Source organism: Flavobacterium sp. KH_035 (genome assembly GCF_057839565.1).
In genome coordinates this window covers 4,667,486-4,686,393 of the sequence record NZ_CM174492.1, presented here as the reverse complement: position 1 = coordinate 4,686,393, position 18,908 = coordinate 4,667,486, and the positions used below count along the sequence as shown (strand labels likewise).

Genomic DNA, 18,908 nt, shown 5'->3' with positions numbered 1-18,908 from the left:
GACCTTTTTAAAGATAAAATGACCATTTTGGCAGGATGAGAATATTCTAATTTTACAAAAAAAAAGAATATGATAAAATTCACACTTAGTTTCCTATTGTTTTTTGCGAGCGTATTGTGCTTACAAGCAGAACAGCTCTACGTTAATCCTCAGACGGGTCACGATGCAAATTCCGGATTGAAAACCCATCCTTTAAAAACACTTGCAGAGGCGGCCAGACGCGTAAATTCAAACAAAGAACAGGGCGCAACTACAATTTTTCTTTCAGAAGGTGTACATCTGTTAACCGAAACAGTTGTATTCACAAACGACAAGTATAGCTTTAAAAACCGTCTTGTGATCCGTGCGGTTGTTATGCCTGACGACGCTGACTGGACTCCTCAAAAAATGCCGGTCGTAGTAACGGCAGTGCCGCTTTTACCGGGAGTGGGAGGGGAAGAAGCAAAAGGCATACAGCCCGAGGTAAGTCATGTAACCATTGAAGGTTTACGATTTACAGGCAGTCCGGATTACTCTTATGTTGATGGTAACAACTTGCGTCGTTCTTATCCGATATGGCGTAATGGAAAAAGTTTAGATGATTTGCTTGTCACACAATGTCTGTTTGCAGGGAATGTTGATGTACTGCCCTTACATGTGGGCGTAATAGCCAATGGTTATGGCCTGGTTATCGATCATTGTGTTTTCTTCAATTGTAAAAATCCGGTTGTTTTTTGGCAAACCGATGGAGGAACGGGTAGCCCTAATGTCATGCGTTATTCACTGGTATATGGTTGTTATTTTAGTGGTGTCTGGACTACACAAAGTACAAATGGAGACAACTTCGACTTTCACCATAACATAATAGCAAACAGCAGTACGGTATGGATAAGAGAAAAAGGAAGCACGCGCCAGTATAAAGCATCAGATTGCCTTTTTGCAGATTATACCAATCTGGCAGGATATGGAAGTGGCCCATTGAGTGGTAGCGATGCAACATCAACAGACTTTTTAAAGATGGAAAATGTACAAACTACCGGAACTGTAAAAATTGAAAAAGATCAGAGTAAACGCAATTACCTGCAATTAGCAGAAGGTTCAATAGGTTCAAACCTAAAAGCAGGGCTTTTCAAAAAGGATCTATAAGCTTTGAAACGTTCGTTTTAGAATATAAAGAAACTATCTCAACAAGGAAGTTGAACAGCATCATCATTTTGTAAAGTGGAGAATGCAAAAATAACTTTCGCTACAAGGGCTTTACGTCAGCTAGTTTGACGTATAAACACTTGTAGCGTCGGTTATTATATGAGTTTTACAGCTCTGGTTGCTATGAAGGAGGGGAAAAAATCGTCTATTTTGTTTTCTTCGCCCCAATTGTCCTCATACAGATTGGTCAAGCTAAAACCGGCCTCTAATTGCCCATTAATTTGGTCTGTCAGACTATGTCCAAATATCAAAGCCTCCTTATTTTTTTTCAGTTCTTTTAATTTTTCTGCCGGCAATGAGTGCAGGTCTGAAAATGGCTGCTTGTAAATTAGCTTCAAACTTTCTTCGTCAAGTTGAAATGAAATAGGATTGATTAAACCTGTCATTAAAATTCCGTTTGGTTTCAAAACTCGGAAACATTCCTGCCAAACAGGCAAAACATTGTCAACAAAGACTACTGAACAGGGGTTAAAAATGAGGTCAAAAGAATTGTCTGCAAAGACAGATAGATCTTTCATATCACCTTCGACTATTTTTATGTTAAGGCTAAATCTATCGCTTAAAGTTTTGTCTTGCTGCAACTGTTTTTTAGAATTATCAAAAATGGTAACGTCTGCTCCCAAAGTAGCAAGGATTGGTCCTTGTTGTCCGCCACCAGATGCAAGTCCTAAAATTTTGAAACCTTTCAGTTCGGGAAACCAATTGCGAGGGACGCTTTTTCTAGGTGTCAAAACAATATTCCAGTTTCCATTTTTTGCATTTTCTAATTCTTGTTCGGAAACAGGAATTGTCCAACGGTCTTTTTTTTCAACGTAATTGTCCCAAGCTAATTTGTTATGTTTTACAATGTCCATTTTTTGTCGTGGTATGTTGTTCTTCAATTGACGTTAACTTGTTTATATAATAAAGTCATACATAGCCTTGCTTTTACATAGATAGTATGAGCAAAATCATACTTTTTTGCTTTAATAAATATAAGAAAAAATAGTAGAGATCCTTAAATGTTTTAGTTTCCAAACAATGAATATTTGTGTTTTTAGCCCATCTACAAAATAACAAGAAATTATAAAGGAATGACAGTAGTCACAAAAATTTAATCGTATTATTTTCTTTTGTACAAGTAGGGTTCGGAATTCGTTAGATTGATACATTTAGGTACGTGTTATCTTAAATAAAATTGCTGTTTCAGGTATTTTTATTATAAAACAAGAATGTTTTTTGAAGTTTAATTTTGAAATACCAAATCGGAAAAAACGATCTTATACTATTGTTTTGGTCTCTCATGGATAAAAATCGGACACTCGTACCTTTTTTTAATTTGTCTTATACTATTCTAGTAATTTTATATAGAAATGAAAATATTTACAAGACATTTTTTTAGTTAATACTTTAAAAAAAGAATGTCTACATAATTGTTTTTTAATGTAGTTGTGAAGTTTTAGGTGCTAGAGTGTAGTAAAAAAATAGAAGTAAAGTTGCCAGTTGGTGCTCTACAAAAAAACAGAAAATATGACAACATCCATCAAAGTATCTCTTAAAGTAAGTAATGGAAAATATTTAACAATTGCTGAGGGGACCGGTATAATTCAGGCAACAGGCGATACTTTAGAAGGTGCGGAGAAATTTCAAATAGCTTATGAGCAGGATAATACAATTGCTATTATTGCTTCTAATGGAAAATATGTATCTAATCTACAAAATGGGGCTAGTCCGCTTGCAGCTGTCAGTGAATCTGTAACGGAGACTGAAAAGTTTGTTATGCAGGACTGGGGTGAGGATAATAAAATTGTACTATTTGCGTCCAGCCAAAAATACATTCAATTGGTTCAGTCATCAAATACGTTACTGGCTCTGGCAGATAACTTGTCAGATCTGAATACATTTGCGATTGTGCCATTAGAGGAAAAAGTTGAACCTGCTAAAATTACCAATGACAGCATCTCAATCACTAGCTTAGAAGAATCATTTAAGCTTAATATAGTAGAAAACCCAACAGTGTATACTGTATGTTTCAGCGGTACAGGCTGTACCAGAGATGAAGGAGAAGTTACACGGCCTGAAAGTGATAAAAACATATACTGCACTAAAACGGGGTATATACCCGTTAGAATTCACAAAGAAATTTCAGGTAGTCTAACGGTAACTTCACCAAGTGTAACTATAAGGGGTGTAGGAGAAAACGATTGGGCGGTTCCAAGAAACAATAGTGAACCTCTTCAATTTAACAGTCCTCTTAATGTTGATTCCTACCTTCTTTCTTATGTTAAAAATTATTCGGGTGGTGATCAATTTTCAACGGCAACACAATTAAATGGATGGTCCGCAGCTGCGCTTGCCTTACATGCTGCAAATTTAGCAGCTGATAGTGGCAAACAACAATATAATTTTATTGGGCATAGTCGTGGTGCGGTTGAATGTATAATGGCTGCATGGTTTATCTATCTCTATGGGGCAGATAATGTAAAGAACATCCCTATTAATATATTTGCTATTGACCCTGTACCTGGTACAGGTGAATGGTATGGAATATTGACACAATTACCTCCAAATGTAGTAAGCTATGTTGGTGTATATGCCTGGGATATGTGTAAACAGCCCAAAGACTTACCTTTTACGGCATTGGTGCTAAGACCTAATGGTATGATGACAGGAAAAAGCAACAGTTTTACACCTTATAATCCTTGGTTTCCATGGAATAAGTGGAAATCGATAGCGGACAATGCCCAGCTTACTGATCCTTTGATGCCCGGAAATGATCCGCAGCCCAAAGGTTACGAACTATATGCATGTCGGGGAAGACATAGTACGGTTGCAGGTAACTCAACATCAGATGGGAATTATGTGGCGACAAATGTAAGCGAAACCGTTGCTCCAGTACCTGAATTAATTTATAAAATGGCCAGAGCCTATTTGACCCAATGGGGAACTGTTTTTCCAGTAGAAAGTGAAGTAACCGAAAGGGTTCTTTCACTTAGGCAAAAGATTAATACAGATCACAGAGAGTTTGATGTCATGGGAGGTGGAGAAACAAGAACAAGTGTACTTACGAATAGACTTTATGTGCGAAGAGTATCTTCTATTAACAGTATAAATCCGCTAGACAATTACTATATGGATGATGTAGTTGGAGACCCGCCATATAAAATGAATTATCCGGTAACTTCTGAACGTGAAAAGGCCGGATGGGTTAAATCGAAATTTTTATAAAAGACAATTCAAAAAATAAAATTCAGTTTTTTTAACTAAAAAAATAAAATATGTCTCAACTGTACTCACCTGTAATTAAGCAACATCTTGCGGCCCCCGTACTTCCACAACCTCGTTACTGTGGCGCAGGGGCAATAGTGGATAACTACGTTTATTATGTTGGAGGAGGGACAAGGGGGCCAAGAGAGCAGACTCCTAATTTTTTCCGATTAAAATTAAATGATCAATTTACCCCATCTTCTGATAAATGGGAAGTATTGGCAGATTTACCAATACCGAGCGTATATGTAGGGAGTGCAGTTGTTGGAAAAAAAATATACGTTTTTGGTGGGATGTATGGAAAGGGGACTTTTTCTGATGATGTACACTGTTATGACACCATAACGAATACATGGAGTGTCATTAGCCCAATGCCTACATTGCGAGTAGGCCCTGCTTGTGTTGCTGTGGGAGATTTTATATACGTTGTTGGCGGCAACAGTTATCTTCCGGCAGGCAGTAGGAGTTTTACGCAGGGTGTGGGGGCCGGTCCTATAGCAACTTGTGAAGTATTAAATACTTTAGACAATACATGGTCCGTCATTCCTCAGATGCCTCAGGCAAAGGGTAAACATGCTTGCGTAGCTTGGGAGAATAAGTTGTATGCAGTAGGAGGCTCCGGAGCAAGTTTTGTTTTTGATATTGCAACAGCAAACTGGAGCACTGTTCCAAGTCCTCCTCTTTTTGCAGGTAGTTATGAGACATGCACAACTGCCGCAATAGGTATGGAAGGATGGATATATATATTTGGCGCTTGTCAAACATTGGGTGCGTATGATAATCAATGTTATCTTTTTAACACAACAACAAACCAATGGACGACATTAAATGGAGGGAATTTGAATTATGCACAGGCTCTTGAAGGTATTGCTTGTACCGTAAAGGACGAACTGGGTATCGTTTATTTGATGGGAGGAAATACACGGATGGTAAATAATGAACCAACAAGAGGTACTGAATATTTTGTTGTACAACTCAAACCGGAGAAAACATTTATTGATACGGTTCAGGCTGGTGTTAAAAATTACTTTAATCATCTTAGTGAAAGTGTTTATATTAGAATGTTAGATACACCACATGTTTGGGGGATGTCTTTTGGTAAAGAAATTATGTCGCAAGCAATAATTCGTCAGGCCGAATTTGAAAGGGCTATTGTGGAAATTGTGCAAAAAACAAAATACCGTTGTGATATATCATCCCTAAATAGTCCTGATCCTGATTGGGTAAGAGCTATAATGGGGGCTATTGATACCTGTTTAACAACCCGAATGGGGCGTACTCAGCCGGTTCAATTTAGATTTTTGTTTGGTATAACACCTACAGGTATTTTAGGAGACCCTGCAAATTATGTTGATTTTAAGGCAGCTCTCATTCGTTTATGCAGAGTTCGATCAAGTTCATGGGAGGTTATGCCTGAGATATGGATGGGTAAATTTTCTCGCCTGGCCGGTGGAATATTATCTGCTATCCAATTACAAGTTTTCGGAACTGCGGTCATTGGATCTGAGGATGCTAAAATGACCTGGAACCATACTAAAATAATAAGTATGGATGGAACTGAGGCATTAGTAGGCGGCCATAATTTAAATATGGATTTATTTAAAAGCTATCCTCCTGTTCATGATGTGTCTATAGTAGTACATGGTGAAGCTGCATATGGGGCACAGCTTTTTTTAAACCAGATGTGGGTATGCGGTACTGATTTGTTAGCAAAGGAGTCATTGCGAATTGATAACCTGACCTGGGTTAATTACAATAGCGACAGTAATATGCCTGGTGATCCGTTGGTAGAGGCTGATGTTCTTGCTTATATAAAAGAAAAGCAATCTGCACTTATAACGATGCATCGGTCAGGTGTACAAACTGGAACAGATCCTGTTTATCCAAGTGGAGAACTGCCAATTGCGTCAGGTATTAGGGACCAAGATTTACAAACGCTTACAGATTTGCAGTTAGAAGTGTTTCAGGAACGTATTGTGTATAACACTTACGCTGGTTTTGCAGAATATAAACAAGCTACTCGTATGCTGACATTAGGTAAATATTGGAACGGACCTGACCAGATTACAGATTTTAAAAAAGGCTCGGAAATAATGAAAGAAACCCTTATTAAAGCGGCTAAAAATACAATTCGTATGTCACAAATGGATATTGTAAGTGCATGGAAAAAAAATTGGTCAGATCATAAGGTTTGTCAGTGGGTTTTGGAAGCGTTACTTGCAAATCCCAATTTAGAAGTTCAGATAGTAGTATCTCCATTAGATGCAGGTGCCGGAGCTGAAGGAGATCAGTATTCATTTGGGTCAGGTGCCTCAAGAACATTTGATTTATTAAAGTATTATATGACACACGATGTAAATACTGATGCACCACTAGATGATAGTAATGGAGCAAGAGCAAATGCTTTAAAAAGGTTACATGTTGCCCCGTTATATTATACGGATAAAGTGCCCGCGGATAAAACAATTGAAGGAGATACATACAAGTGGCCAGATCTTAGTCAGGAAGGATATACCGCTACATTAAAACAGCCACCACTTTCTCAAAAACCACCAGAACATGGTGTGATTGGTAGTGCCGCTTTATCGGTTATAAATGCGAGTGGCTATATTTATTCTAAGGTCCCGTCTGCTCCGGGAAATCATGCTAAAATCATGATCGTAGATGATCAGGTATATGTTGTTGGATCAGATAATCTTTATCCTGGTTATCTTTCTGAAGTTGATTATATTGTGGAAGGGATCGATGCTGTAAATGAATTGATTACTTCGTACTGGAATCCGTTATGGCAATATTCAGGTCCTCATAGTATATCAGGAGTCTAAATTGTCGTAAATTATGTGAAGATTTACGTAAAGTTTAAAACAAAACTTTGATTTTTTCATTACTGTCTTTGCTTAAATTTCGGCACTTTTATAAAAAGCCATCTCAGGAATTAGAACTGAGATGGCTTTTTGGTTTATCCGGACGGAATGTTTTAAAAATTAACCCATTTTAAACCTAACATAAACTCCAGTTTTTATCCAGAAATTCATCCTCTCCGGGCTCCTCTGTTTTATAAGCAATTGCTTCGGGAATAGAGGTTTTAGGTATGTTTACATGTACAATGGTATTTTCGGTAATGCTCTCAAGCTGTTTCAAAACCTCCTCGAGTTCGTCAAGAGTGCTGACTTCAAAACCTTTTCCTCCAAATACATCAACGAGTTTCGCATATTTCCAACGGTGCATTTCGTTGTAATTATAAACGTCGTTTAAATCGGGAATGCTGTATTCTACCTTGTCTGCACCACGAAACGGATTTGGATTAACAAGCATTTGTTCAATACCATAAATACCATTATCTAAAACAAAAACAATGGTGTCGTGTTTCAGTTTATTCTGCGTAGATATAGCCTGACAGGTTTCCTGAAAAGCACCGTCCCCAACAAAAACTACCGGTCTTTTATCAGGTCTGGCACATTTTATTCCGGTTGCCGCAGGAACAGAATAGCCTATCGAAAGCCATGATGCCTGCGCTACGAACCCGTTAGGTTCTGCAATACGAATGCCCTGGGCACCCAATAAAGGAAAACCCGCATCGGCAACCACTATATGCCTTTCGTCTATAAAAGTATTGATTCGCTTGAAAAAAGTATCATAAGTAAGCGCCGGCTTCCCTCTTTTCGTGCTGCTATCATCTGCTAGAAAAAAGGATTCCGACAGTTCCTTTGCAGCATACATTTCGTAAGCGCTAAAGGTAACTTTGGTAAGTTCTTCTTTCAGGAATAGGATAAAATCTCTTAGCGATACATTGGCGACATAAGAAGCACCAATCCTTACACCGCTATGATTGGCAAGTACAGTATCTTCTTTCCAAACGTCAAAACCACCCAGGTTTTTGCCTGTGGTCCATACACCCAGACCAATTTTTAGCTGAGCTTTTTCGAATTGTTCTTTCACATCTTTTGGCGATGCCTTGCCATTAAAAACACCTTTAAACTTCGGATGGTTTTCAGATACGATTGATTTCCCGAGTATAGAGGTCACAAATTCGGTATCGGTAGTTTCGATCAGATCAAGGAATTCGTCTTGAATACCGTAACGCTGGATTTCGATACCACCCCAGAAAATAATTTCTTTTCCGCGTGCCATTGCAGCTACTCTTTGAGCAGCCTTGCGTGCACTTGTTTGACATTTAGAGGATTCTCTTTCTACCAATGGAGTGACAGGCGGATCACATTCCATTCGCCAAGCATCTTCAAAAACCTCAAGATAAACGGGTCTTCCATATAAAATACAGGCATTCAGCACGGCATCAATTTTATAAGGAGCATCCGATGAACCTGTGATTTGTTCTGCCGCAACCGTAACGTTTCGGAATACATTTATGTTGCTGTACATATCACCCGTCATATGCGATGCCAGCATACCCTGAACGAGGCTTCGTTGTTGGTCTTTGTTCGTCGGAGCGCCATTAGTGACAAGTACGGGACAGTGCTCTACATACGAACCTGCAACCGAATTGAGCAGTGTAAATGCGCCCACGCCATAGGTTACCGCTACTGCGGCGAAACCGTTTTGACGTGCATAGGCATCGGTACAATGCCCGGCATTTATTTCATTCGTATCGTTAACGATTTTAATTTTTGCATTTTTGTCTTCGTGAATTGTATTTAGAAACGGCGCGGTATAATTACCAGCAATTCCAAATAAATGGGTAAGTCCTAATTGTTCCAGACGTATTTGCAGGTATTTTGCAACGGTGATTTTTTTCTGTGACATCTTAAATGGGGTTATTCAGGTTACCGGTATTTTCGTTGACTTCCAGTGCGGTGCGAATTCCGGACTCGATGGCGCCTTCAATCCAGGCATGTTTCAGCGAAGTATGCTCTCCGGCAAAATGTGCTTTCCCTTCCCATTCGGTTGAGATGATATGACGCTGCAATAAGTTTAACTGCCCCGGATTAAATATTGCCGCCTCACCATAGGCATAGGGATCGCGCATCCAGCTTTGTGTCGCACCACCAATTAATTTTCCGCCTTTCTTTTTATAGTCCTTGATGCTCGAAGTAATTACGGCTAGGTCGATAATACGCTGCTGTTCCTTCTTGTCATCGGAGTGCATGATGGCCAGGTTTTTAAGTGCATAAAAATACCTGTCGTCATCATCCATTGAATCCCAGCGGCTTGCTTCGTCAGACCAGCAATAAGAAGCCAGTATGAGACCATGTCCTTTGCTTCCCAAATCATTGCTTGGATAATAGGTGAAACGATTCGAAAAATCAGTAATCGTACCGCCGCCAACAATATTATAAGGTGCTTCCTGCCACCATTTCTCACGGAATTCGAGCAATATTTTAGTAGCAGAATCGTAATGTAGTTCGCGGATTGCTTTTCGTTTGGGCTGATCGAATTGTGGTGTTACGTACACATGTCTTAATGCGGAAAAGGGGATGGTAACAATCACTTCATCAAATTCCAGATCACCAACAGGTGTTTTTAAGGCTTTGAATCCTGCGTCTTCATAAAACTGAAAGTCACGCTCTACTTCAATATCCACTTCTATCTTTACCTTGTTATTAACAAGCATCATTTTGGTCATTCTGCAATCAAAATAGGTGTTTTCTTCGAGGTGATGCGCTTTAAAGAAGGCATTTGGCAGTAAGTCGCTTCCACCAACAATTTCCAGAAAAGTGGTAGAATCCTTAATGATATTTTGCTCAATGAAACTCTGGATAAAATCATAGGCCATTCTGGACTCCAGATTTTGCATGACCCCAATCATCTCGATGGCATTCTCTGAATATTTTGAATTTTCCTTTAAGAAACGACGCATCGAATATTCTCCGTAACGCTCGATCAGTACAGGCCAGTTTTCCTCAGGATTTTCTGCAATAAAATCCTTAAGCGGATTAATGAGATCGGCCATTAACTCGTCGGCACGCCTGTTTTCACTGGTTTCCAGATGAAAGTCCAGTAGTTTGTTTACATCGACCTTAGTAGTTGTATCTTTTGGGATATATTCATTTTGGACAACACGTTTACGGTTAACATAGAAAAGAGAATTTCTAGTAACATCCGGCTCCTTTTTAGTTGAGCCTGCTTGATATGCGATTGCTTGTTCTTTATCGACAGACTTATAATAAAAAGGCTCGGTTTTGAGTCCAAGTTTATCAATGTATTTGAGCACCATCTTGTGTATGGTCGGGATACGCATCGCACCGGCTTCGCCATAAACATTGTCGTCTTCAAAATATTTTTTGTGTTTAGAATTCCTGAAAGTCTTGATCCTGCCGCCAACACGGGTGTTTGATTCGACTATCGTAACCTTATGACCGGCTTGCTTTAACAGACTTGCGGCTACCATTCCGGCCATTCCGGCGCCAATGATCAGTACATTTTTCGATTTACCCGTATGCGGGATTCCCTCGTCAATGTATTCTAAGTATTTCTTGATAATAAGGTCTTTGTCTTCGTCGAGTAAGCCGTGTAAATAGTTTTCCATAATCAGGTAGTTTAGTTTTTGGTTTATTCATTTGGTGAATGAAATTCTGTAACAAATAAACTCAGTAAAATCGGGATTTTTAAGCGTAATTCTACCTGTTTTTATAGTGTAGAATTCAGAAATTTTAATTCTCCGGGGTCAGAAGCCTTCATTATTGAACCGACAAAAAAGCAGCGTAATAAAGTTTTGTATCCAAATTACAGGTAACAGCCGAAATGGTTTATACGGATTTATAAAGAATATTTACGAATATTCAATTGTTTGATACGAATTTATATCAACTTACATTCGCGTTATCTTTTTTTAAAATTTGTATTCCAACATCTATTGCAGTAATACTAAAAACGAAACAAACGAATCGGCATCCATAAAGAATAAGAAATAGCAACCTATGAGCATACACAAATTCATATTGATTAGAATTGCGATAGTATTGATTGCTTTCCTAATAATTTACAATGGTGCTTATTATACTTTATCAGCATATTTACAAGAAGACAGGTTTAGTTTTGTTGCTGAAATTGATCGAATTTTTGAATTAAGTTTGATTTTTTCAATTGTATTTTTACTATTTCTATTCGCAGAAATCTATCTGTTTAACAAACGACAACAATATAATTTACGTAATGCAGCAATAATTTTCAGTCTGTTCATAACCCTTTTGGTTATTGCTTTATTTTACGCCAATGGAATTTTTTAACCCAATGATTAACCCAATTAAAAATGAAAAAACTTTTAGTACTGCTCATAATTTTACCATTTATGATTTCTTGCAAGGGACAAAAAAAGATGGATTTACTAAAATTAAATCTAAACGAACCCATCAAAGATGTAATAAACTTCAATGACAATTTGCTTATTGGCGTTGAAACTATTGAATATCCGTTTTGTTTGTTGATTGAAGTAGAAGAATCTGAAAAATATAGTTTTGAAGGAATTGATCTGGAAGGGCAAAAAGTCTTTTTTCAAATAAACTCCGAAAAACTCAAAACAGATAGTATTTCAAGATTTGGCGGCGGTCATATTGATTTAAAACCAATCAAAAATGAAGACGAATTAAAGAACACTTTACTCAATTTTAATGCAGAAAGTAAAATTTACGGACTGAGAATAGAAATGAAAACTCCGGGTTTAAAATCGGAAATTCTAAAGAAAATAGAGTTAAAATACGGTAAGGGCACAAAAAATACCAATACGGACAATGGTTTATATTGGAATCTGAAAAAGGAAAACAAATATATTTTTTTCGCACCCGATTATGACAGACTGATTATCTTAAACAACACCAATTTATCTACTACTTGTTATTGGGACACTTTCAACGGACTCATTGATTTTGGTGGTTGCGATAGTGAAAAATACACCATGGAACTAACAAAAAACAGCACCAAACCGGAGGATACTAAAAACAAACCCATTATAAAAATTGATAAAAATTGGAATGTAAATAATCTAATTACAGGAAAATCAACCGAAGACGATTTTGCAAAATCTCAGACGAACAAAAATTTTGAGCGAATGGAAGAAATTGATGGAAGTACCGGAAATGTAAATGAAATTATGTATCGGGATGAATATCATGATTTTTATTTTTATTTATCCGCCAGCAAAGTTAATCCTGAGAATAAAAAAGAAAATCGAATTGCAGGGTATGCTATAAACGATTTCAGAAAAGTTGAAATTTCATTTGAAAATGGATTGAAAGTAGGTATGAAATTCGATGACGTAGTCAAATTATTTGACAAAAAATCAATAATTGACTATGAAGAATTAAAATTCGCAAACTATATTGAAATTAAAAATGGAGCTTACAAAACAACTTTGAATTTTGACAAAGACAAGCTGTTCTCAGGAATTTTTGTAAAATAAAAACTTCAGTAAATCCGCGAGTCTTAGGCAATACTTTAACTCAAATAAGAAATAATAAAAAAACCTTCCGTCAACAACCAAAAGAAAAACAATGAGAAATAACCAGAGCTTATTTTTATCAATCATAATCTTCTTAAGTTTTGTTCTGCAATCCTGTGAAAACAAAGCAAAAAATGCAGAGGAGATAAAAAATACAGATCAGCATAAATCGGATACCAAACAAACGGACTCTAAAATTGCTCAGGCTAAAGAAGAAGTTTTTAAACATGTTTTTGAGTTTGCAGATTACAATGACGATGGAGATTACACCTCTCTCTTTGCAAAAAAAGGAAATGAATTGTATAGTTTTGTCAATGATAAAAATCAGGATAGGAGTTTATTGAGAGGCGATATTTGTGAAATTCAATGGAAGAAAGACACCATTTATGTTGCGGGTGATGGAGAAACTCCAATGCTTGAGGATTGGTTGATTTCGGTTAGGAAAATTAAAGATGGAAATGTTTCTAAAATGAGAAAAGAGTATAAGAAAGAATTTAAATACCATTGGAGTAAAGAGAATGACTATTCAAGAGGTTTTTTAGACAAGATTTATTTACTGACGGAATATTACATTGCGAACTCCAAAAACGAACTTCTGCTGTTACATCTCAAAAATAAAGAGCAAATTAGTTATTCAATAGAAAATCAAAAAAGAGAAAACAAGGATTTTACAGTTATGGGAATTGGTTATGAGTTTGAAAATCGTTTTACGATTATGCAATGGATGTATTATGACGGCGATACGGATAAACTTTACGAATATGATTTGCCAAACGATAAGCTTAATGAATTTAAATAAAAACGTTTGCCACTCTGATAATTTTTAAAAATAAAAAATTTGTAAAACCCAGGTTTTCTTAATCCTTTAAGGGTTTTAAAATTTTGTTGGTCTGATCTTCAAACTGCTTTGACATCTATATGGCTAAAAGAAGACCTTGCAAGATTTGAAACTTGTATAAATTTCATCTTAAAACACCTAAATAAAATTAGAAATGAAAATAACCCGCCTACTGTCTGCCTGCTTACTGTTTTTACTTTTTGCCTGCAATAAAAAAGAGAATCCTAAAAGTGCCCAATCGGGTTTAGCTGAAAATACCCAGGTTGAAACCGATTCCATACAAAAAGGAGAAGAAGGAGCTCTCAAAAAGGAAAATATCAATTTGTTCACTTTAACTCCAAAAGACAGCAGTGATGTTGCTTTTGTTTCCCTTTCGGATATTTATCCTGTGAATGACGAAAAGGACACGCTTATTTTACCTAACATCGAAAAACTGGGAAAATACGATGCTCAGTATTTTACTTTTGATAAAAACTACCGAAAAAGATTTTTATCGAAAACCAATATATCCGAAACAGATTCTGTTTTTATATTCGATTATGCGAAGCGCAAATTGGTTTCGTTTGTTGTGAAAAACCTGAAAACCGCTGCTATGTTAAATGGATATTCTTCTGAGGGAGACTGGCCTTATCACAACTATGATTTTATGATTGGATTTGAAATCAATAAGAAATATTTAAACGGATTCAGTGACTATTTTAGAGCTGCATTCGTATATGTGGGTAAAGAAAACCCATTTTCGAAAGAAGGTTTAAAGCCAATGAACTGGAAAAAAGTAAGCAGTAAAGAATATCCGTCAAAACCAATAAAAAGTGAAGATCGTGCTTTGTTAAAAAACAAGTTAACGGGTACTACTTACGCGTTTAAAACAGCCGAGTATCACTATTTTTTGCAAGACTATTTAGATGCTAATAAAACAATTTATGCCAGACGTCTTTTAGTGGCTGATGCTAAAACGAAAGCCACCATCATTGAAAAGCTTTACAGTCAAAGTGAAGGTACTTCTCCCGCTCCTTTGAATTATGAAGAGGGGGACAACGAAATTAATCAGTGGACCGGAAAACTTTTTAAAAATAAACCGGCTGTTGTTTTTGGGTTTGAATATTTTTCTTTTGGATGCCCGGAAATTTCAATTATTGACAAATCAAATGAAGAGATTTTTATTCAATGTGACAATCGTCATTAATAAGGGTATTGAGATGTTCGATTTCAATAGAAGTGTAGACGAGATTAAGAAAAATTACTAATAAGTAGGGCTTAGCGTCAGATGTACTAATCTATAAAGTCAAAGAGAATAAAAAAAATGAATATGAAGAAACCAATATTTGCAATTTTGATAGTTATAATGGCCGTAACAAAAACTTATGCAGGCTGGTACGAATGTTTTAGCTACAAAGGTAAAATTGATAAATATCCTATTTCCCTTTCTTTCCAAATTAAGGAAGGCTATTTTGGAGAAAAAAAGAAAAAAGACTTCAATCTTATTGGTGTTTATAAATACGACAACCATAACAACCCAATCAGACTTGAAGGTGTAATTGATTTTAAAAAGAATAAAATTTTATTATATGAAATCAGTAATGAAAAATACACTGCTACATTTGAGTTTGGATTCTCTAAAGAGCAATGTGTTGGAGTTTGGACGAATCTTTCGACAAATCAGCATTTGTCGTTACAATTAACCAATACTTCTATTTTAATTGATCAAATAGAAGAAAATGAATTTAACGATATTGAAATTTTGCAAGCCGGTTCCTTAACAGAATTCTATTTTATTGGTTTATATTCCAAAAAGAGCAATCACGATAAGGCACAAATGGACAAACTGAAAATAATCCATAAAAAAGACAATACTGTTTTTCAAATAATTGATTTTTCAAAAATAAAAACCTTAACCGGTAACATAAGAACTATAATTTTCGATAACGTTGAAATAGCCGATAATAAGAAAAAAGAGTTGATTGTCTGGAATGATGTTGGAAGAATGGGTGGTTATTTAACCATTACATTTAATGCAAAAACAAATAAATTTAAATTAGATCCGAAGCCAATAATAGATGGCCCCAATTAATACGGACAATAGTAATTTTAAAGCATAAACGATAAAAAAGCCACTGCCCATCTTTGTAAAGTTGCTTCCAATGCAGTAAGTTATCTGCGCCTATATTAAGCTTTCTGGTAATGGTCATTCTCCTTTAGTTGCACCTTTGGCAAAGGGGCGTGTAAATGTTTTTTCAGCCTGTATATGGGAAGATACGTAAACAATATCGAAAGCACACCCGCAAGAATAGCATCAAGAATGGCCATAAGGGTAGGATCTAATTTATAGTGAACCGTTAGGCTCTGCTGTGCAGCGAGTAATACTGTTAATACCAGTAAACTGGTTATAATGCCGTGTATCAGACATAGTTTGGCTATAAATCTGTTTTTATTCAGCTTAGGGTCTATTGCCACTTCGATTGATTTTTGTTCGGCAGCGACAATAACCCGTTTGATGATATCCATTGTCAGGATTACAGGTAAGAACAGGGCCATTGGCAATGTTAAACGTGCTAAGCTTTGGGGACCGGCAAAAAAATGAGTATACCCTAATTCCTGAAAACTGGCATAAGCAATAATAAAATTGAAACCTACATTAGGAAGAATATAATAAATTGCACGTTTTCGAAGAAAGCGTTTGAGGGTTGTTTTTTTGGGCTGAGTAGCTTTTGTCATACGTAATTTATAGGGATAAAGTCAACAACTCGATGGCCTTATCTTTAATTTTTAAGGCTTCTTGTTTCGGCAGGAAATCCTGATTAGACATCAAGGTAAAGTCCATTTGATTGCGATAGCTAGTCGTAACTAAAGTGTTTGAATTTAACCACGGAAATGCTACTGTCGGACTAAAGATATCTTCCAGAGTGAAGTTTTTGTAAGCATTTTGGATCTGAAGGTTCCCCATATTGGAAAGTGTCAGATCGTGTGCGCCCCGGCTAGATTTTAGCAGCGCAATCATGCGATAGGCCAGCGGGTGCATTTGTTCGCCCATCCATAACAATTCCCGAGCGTCCATTTTTTCTATTTTTTGAGTAAGATCCTTTTTGATTTGTTTCGCCTGATCCAGTGCCTGAGGCGTTTTCTTTTTTAAAGACAGTTCTATGGTTGGGGCAAAGGCAAACATATGATCCTTTTTGATTTCAGGAATAAAATGGCGGATATCAATCGGACTAATTACTTTTTCTTTTGCTGATTTACCTTGTACGTCCTGAAAAGCCTGCATAAATGCTGTACAAAGAATGGCATGTACCGAAATACCATTGTCTTTGCATTTCTGCGTGACAACAGCTGAGTCTGCCGGATTTAATTTCCAGTGAATGGCATAATTTTTTCCGAGATTTCTTTTTTTATTTTTCCGCTGTAGCAAAAAGAAACATTTTCCCAGAAGTAAAAATAGCTTTGCTTTGCGTGCTTTTTTTTGAAGATCAAACTGTGGCGATAAAAAATGATTTACCGATTGGAACAATGGATAAGGTTCGAGATCAAGAGTCGGATCATCTATCAAAGCAAGTAATTCCTGCATCAAACTTACCATGCTCGTTCCATCGCAGATACAATGTGGCGATACCCATAACAGTTCGGACAGTTCTTCTCCTTTGATCCATACCAATTGTGCCAAAGGGGAGTTTTCCTCTTTAAACGGTCTGTACCATTCCTGCTCAGATTCCTCCAGCCAATGGGTATCAGTTTGACGTTTTACGATTCGAAGCGGAATAGGTTTCATATTTTCTTTGATAACAAAAACAGGATGTTGCTTATCCTGTAAGTCAATTGCAGCACGAAGCAACGGGTGCTTGTTTTGGATTTTTGCTAAGGCAATTTCGATTTGTTCCTTCGAAATTTCACCTTTGATTTTTGCAGTAAATACGCAATTTAAAGGTGTAGTGGCATCAATATACATGATTCGTTCCACTAATAAGAGTTTTCGTTTGATCATGAGGCTGCTTGATAATTTAGTCGGCGTTTAATAGAATCAATTATTTCATCACGAATGGCTAAGGCTTCATGATAAGGTAAATAACCTTCGCTTCCCATAAATGTGAAGTCCATAACACCTTGATAAGTGGAGGTGAGTATTGTCGTTGTATTGCCCAATGGCCCAATGACGGTTGGGCTGATAATAGCTTCTACGGTAAAGGATTGGTATTGATGAGGTATCTGAATACGTCCGAGGTTAGAAAACATACAATCATTGGATGACTTGCCTCGTTTTAGAAGCTTTGTAAAGTTGTTTAATGCATTATGGGCAGATTCCATAACCATCAGGACGATATAAGGATTAAGTTTGGCTGTTTTGCGGTCTACATCCTGCTGCATCAAGCGCAAATTGTCTAAGAAATCGAGTTTGGTATTGGATGACATGACGATCATCAGACCGAAGGCGAAAATATGATCTTCTTTGATCTGTGGAGCGAAACGCCTGATATCTACCGGACAGGAAATTTTATTAAAAGCTTTGTTTCCGCGCACTTTTTTAAAGGTATCGAGTACGATAGCACTTAAAAAAGTATTGACCGTGATTTCTAGTGATTTGCAGTGGGAAATAAGCTGTTGACTCGTGCCAGGGTCTAATTTCCAATGAATCAAATAGTCAGTTTGCCGATCAATCGCTTTTCTGCTGACAGGAATACATTTGATGGCTAATGTTGCCAGCCGACCAATCATTTTTGCCTTAAACCTTTGCCTGTTGTTTTTTAAAATAGGGGCAGGAACAACATCCTGAATACCTAAAATAGGATTTTCTGTGCCTATATCTGCTGCCGGATCATCCAATACTTTTAAAAATTCATATATTAAAGTCATCGCAGCACCGCCATCACACAGGCAGTGATGGAAGACAAGCAACATATCGGAACGATCGTTTCCTTTGATCCACACCAGACGGATCAAAGGTTTGTTTTTGTAATCAAAGGGTATTTGCCATTCCTGCATAGCTTCTTGTTGCCAGTCTTCTTCGCTTTTTTGATCCACTATACGGATCGGAATGGGATTTGTGAGTTGAGATACTTCATACCATGGAACATTCTGCTCATCAAGATGGATTCGAGCCCGTAACCAGGGGTGTTTTTTCTGAAGTCTGCCTAAAGCATCCTGAATGTCTTTTTCGGCAAATACACCGCGCAGTCGAAAAGGAATAACGACATGGAAGGGGTCTTTTCCTTCGCCCAATAACATGCGCTCTCCAAATAACAATCTTCTTTTCATATT

Annotated in this window: 14 protein-coding genes; 8 read left to right on the top strand and 6 right to left on the bottom strand. The window is 37.0% G+C overall.

The window, feature by feature from the left end; all coding sequences use genetic code 11:
- Window positions 1–69: 69 nt before the first annotated feature.
- Window positions 70–1,125: a hypothetical protein gene (locus AC3IS6_RS19060; RefSeq protein ID WP_489161710.1), complete on the top strand. Its 1,056-nt coding sequence runs from the start codon at window positions 70–72 to the stop codon at window positions 1,123–1,125.
- Between the two features lie 155 nt (window positions 1,126–1,280).
- On the opposite strand, the gene AC3IS6_RS19055 is transcribed toward AC3IS6_RS19060, so the two are convergent.
- Complete coding sequence (locus AC3IS6_RS19055) at window positions 1,281–2,039, bottom strand: class I SAM-dependent methyltransferase (protein WP_489161708.1); 759 nt, start codon at window positions 2,037–2,039, stop codon at window positions 1,281–1,283.
- A 655-nt stretch (window positions 2,040–2,694) separates the two neighbouring features.
- Between AC3IS6_RS19055 and AC3IS6_RS19050 the strand changes: the two genes are divergently transcribed.
- Window positions 2,695–4,392 carry a fascin domain-containing protein gene (locus AC3IS6_RS19050; RefSeq protein WP_489161706.1) on the top strand — a complete coding sequence of 566 codons (1,698 nt, stop codon included), beginning with the start codon at window positions 2,695–2,697 and terminating at the stop codon, window positions 4,390–4,392.
- A 50-nt stretch (window positions 4,393–4,442) separates the two neighbouring features.
- Complete coding sequence (locus AC3IS6_RS19045) at window positions 4,443–7,256, top strand: Kelch repeat-containing protein (protein WP_489161704.1); 2,814 nt, start codon at window positions 4,443–4,445, stop codon at window positions 7,254–7,256.
- 175 nt (window positions 7,257–7,431) lie between these two features.
- Here AC3IS6_RS19045 and AC3IS6_RS19040 read toward each other — a convergent pair whose 3' ends face one another.
- On the bottom strand, window positions 7,432–9,192 hold the full coding sequence (locus tag AC3IS6_RS19040; protein ID WP_489161702.1) for an alpha-keto acid decarboxylase family protein: 1,761 nt from the start codon (window positions 9,190–9,192) through the stop codon (window positions 7,432–7,434).
- Between the two features lies 1 nt (window position 9,193).
- Entirely contained in the window at window positions 9,194–10,915 is a 1,722-nt protein-coding gene (locus tag AC3IS6_RS19035; RefSeq protein ID WP_489161700.1) for a flavin monoamine oxidase family protein, read from the bottom strand.
- Between the two features lie 391 nt (window positions 10,916–11,306).
- Here AC3IS6_RS19035 and AC3IS6_RS19030 point away from each other — a divergent pair, with 391 nt between their 5' ends.
- The 5 genes from AC3IS6_RS19030 to AC3IS6_RS19010 all read left to right on the top strand — a co-directional run bounded on the left by AC3IS6_RS19030 (window position 11,307) and on the right by AC3IS6_RS19010 (window position 15,732).
- The gene (locus AC3IS6_RS19030) at window positions 11,307–11,615 is read left to right on the top strand and encodes a hypothetical protein (RefSeq protein ID WP_489161698.1); all 309 of its coding nucleotides are present in this window, start codon (window positions 11,307–11,309) and stop codon (window positions 11,613–11,615) included.
- A gap of 89 nt (window positions 11,616–11,704) precedes the next feature.
- Window positions 11,705–12,784, top strand: coding sequence for a hypothetical protein (locus AC3IS6_RS19025; RefSeq protein ID WP_489161696.1), 1,080 nt, complete (start codon window positions 11,705–11,707; stop codon window positions 12,782–12,784).
- 91 nt (window positions 12,785–12,875) lie between these two features.
- Window positions 12,876–13,622 (top strand): hypothetical protein, encoded by a 747-nt coding sequence (locus tag AC3IS6_RS19020; RefSeq protein WP_489161694.1) that lies wholly within the window; start codon window positions 12,876–12,878, stop codon window positions 13,620–13,622.
- A 193-nt stretch (window positions 13,623–13,815) separates the two neighbouring features.
- Window positions 13,816–14,847 carry an oxidoreductase gene (locus AC3IS6_RS19015; protein ID WP_489161692.1) on the top strand — a complete coding sequence of 344 codons (1,032 nt, stop codon included), beginning with the start codon at window positions 13,816–13,818 and terminating at the stop codon, window positions 14,845–14,847.
- Between the two features lie 123 nt (window positions 14,848–14,970).
- Window positions 14,971–15,732, top strand: coding sequence for a hypothetical protein (locus AC3IS6_RS19010; RefSeq protein WP_489161690.1), 762 nt, complete (start codon window positions 14,971–14,973; stop codon window positions 15,730–15,732).
- A 95-nt stretch (window positions 15,733–15,827) separates the two neighbouring features.
- On the opposite strand, the gene AC3IS6_RS19005 is transcribed toward AC3IS6_RS19010, so the two are convergent.
- The 3 genes from AC3IS6_RS19005 to AC3IS6_RS18995 are packed head-to-tail and all read right to left on the bottom strand — an operon-like array spanning window position 15,828 to window position 18,905.
- The gene (locus AC3IS6_RS19005; protein ID WP_489161688.1) at window positions 15,828–16,376 is read right to left on the bottom strand and encodes a hypothetical protein; all 549 of its coding nucleotides are present in this window, start codon (window positions 16,374–16,376) and stop codon (window positions 15,828–15,830) included.
- A gap of 7 nt (window positions 16,377–16,383) precedes the next feature.
- Window positions 16,384–17,637: a condensation domain-containing protein gene (locus AC3IS6_RS19000; RefSeq protein WP_489161686.1), complete on the bottom strand. Its 1,254-nt coding sequence runs from the start codon at window positions 17,635–17,637 to the stop codon at window positions 16,384–16,386.
- A complete protein-coding gene (locus AC3IS6_RS18995) occupies window positions 17,634–18,905 on the bottom strand; it encodes a condensation domain-containing protein (RefSeq protein ID WP_489161684.1) in 1,272 nt (423 codons plus the stop codon). The genes AC3IS6_RS19000 and AC3IS6_RS18995 overlap by 4 nt, the downstream gene beginning before the upstream one ends.
- Window positions 18,906–18,908: the final 3 nt, after the last annotated feature.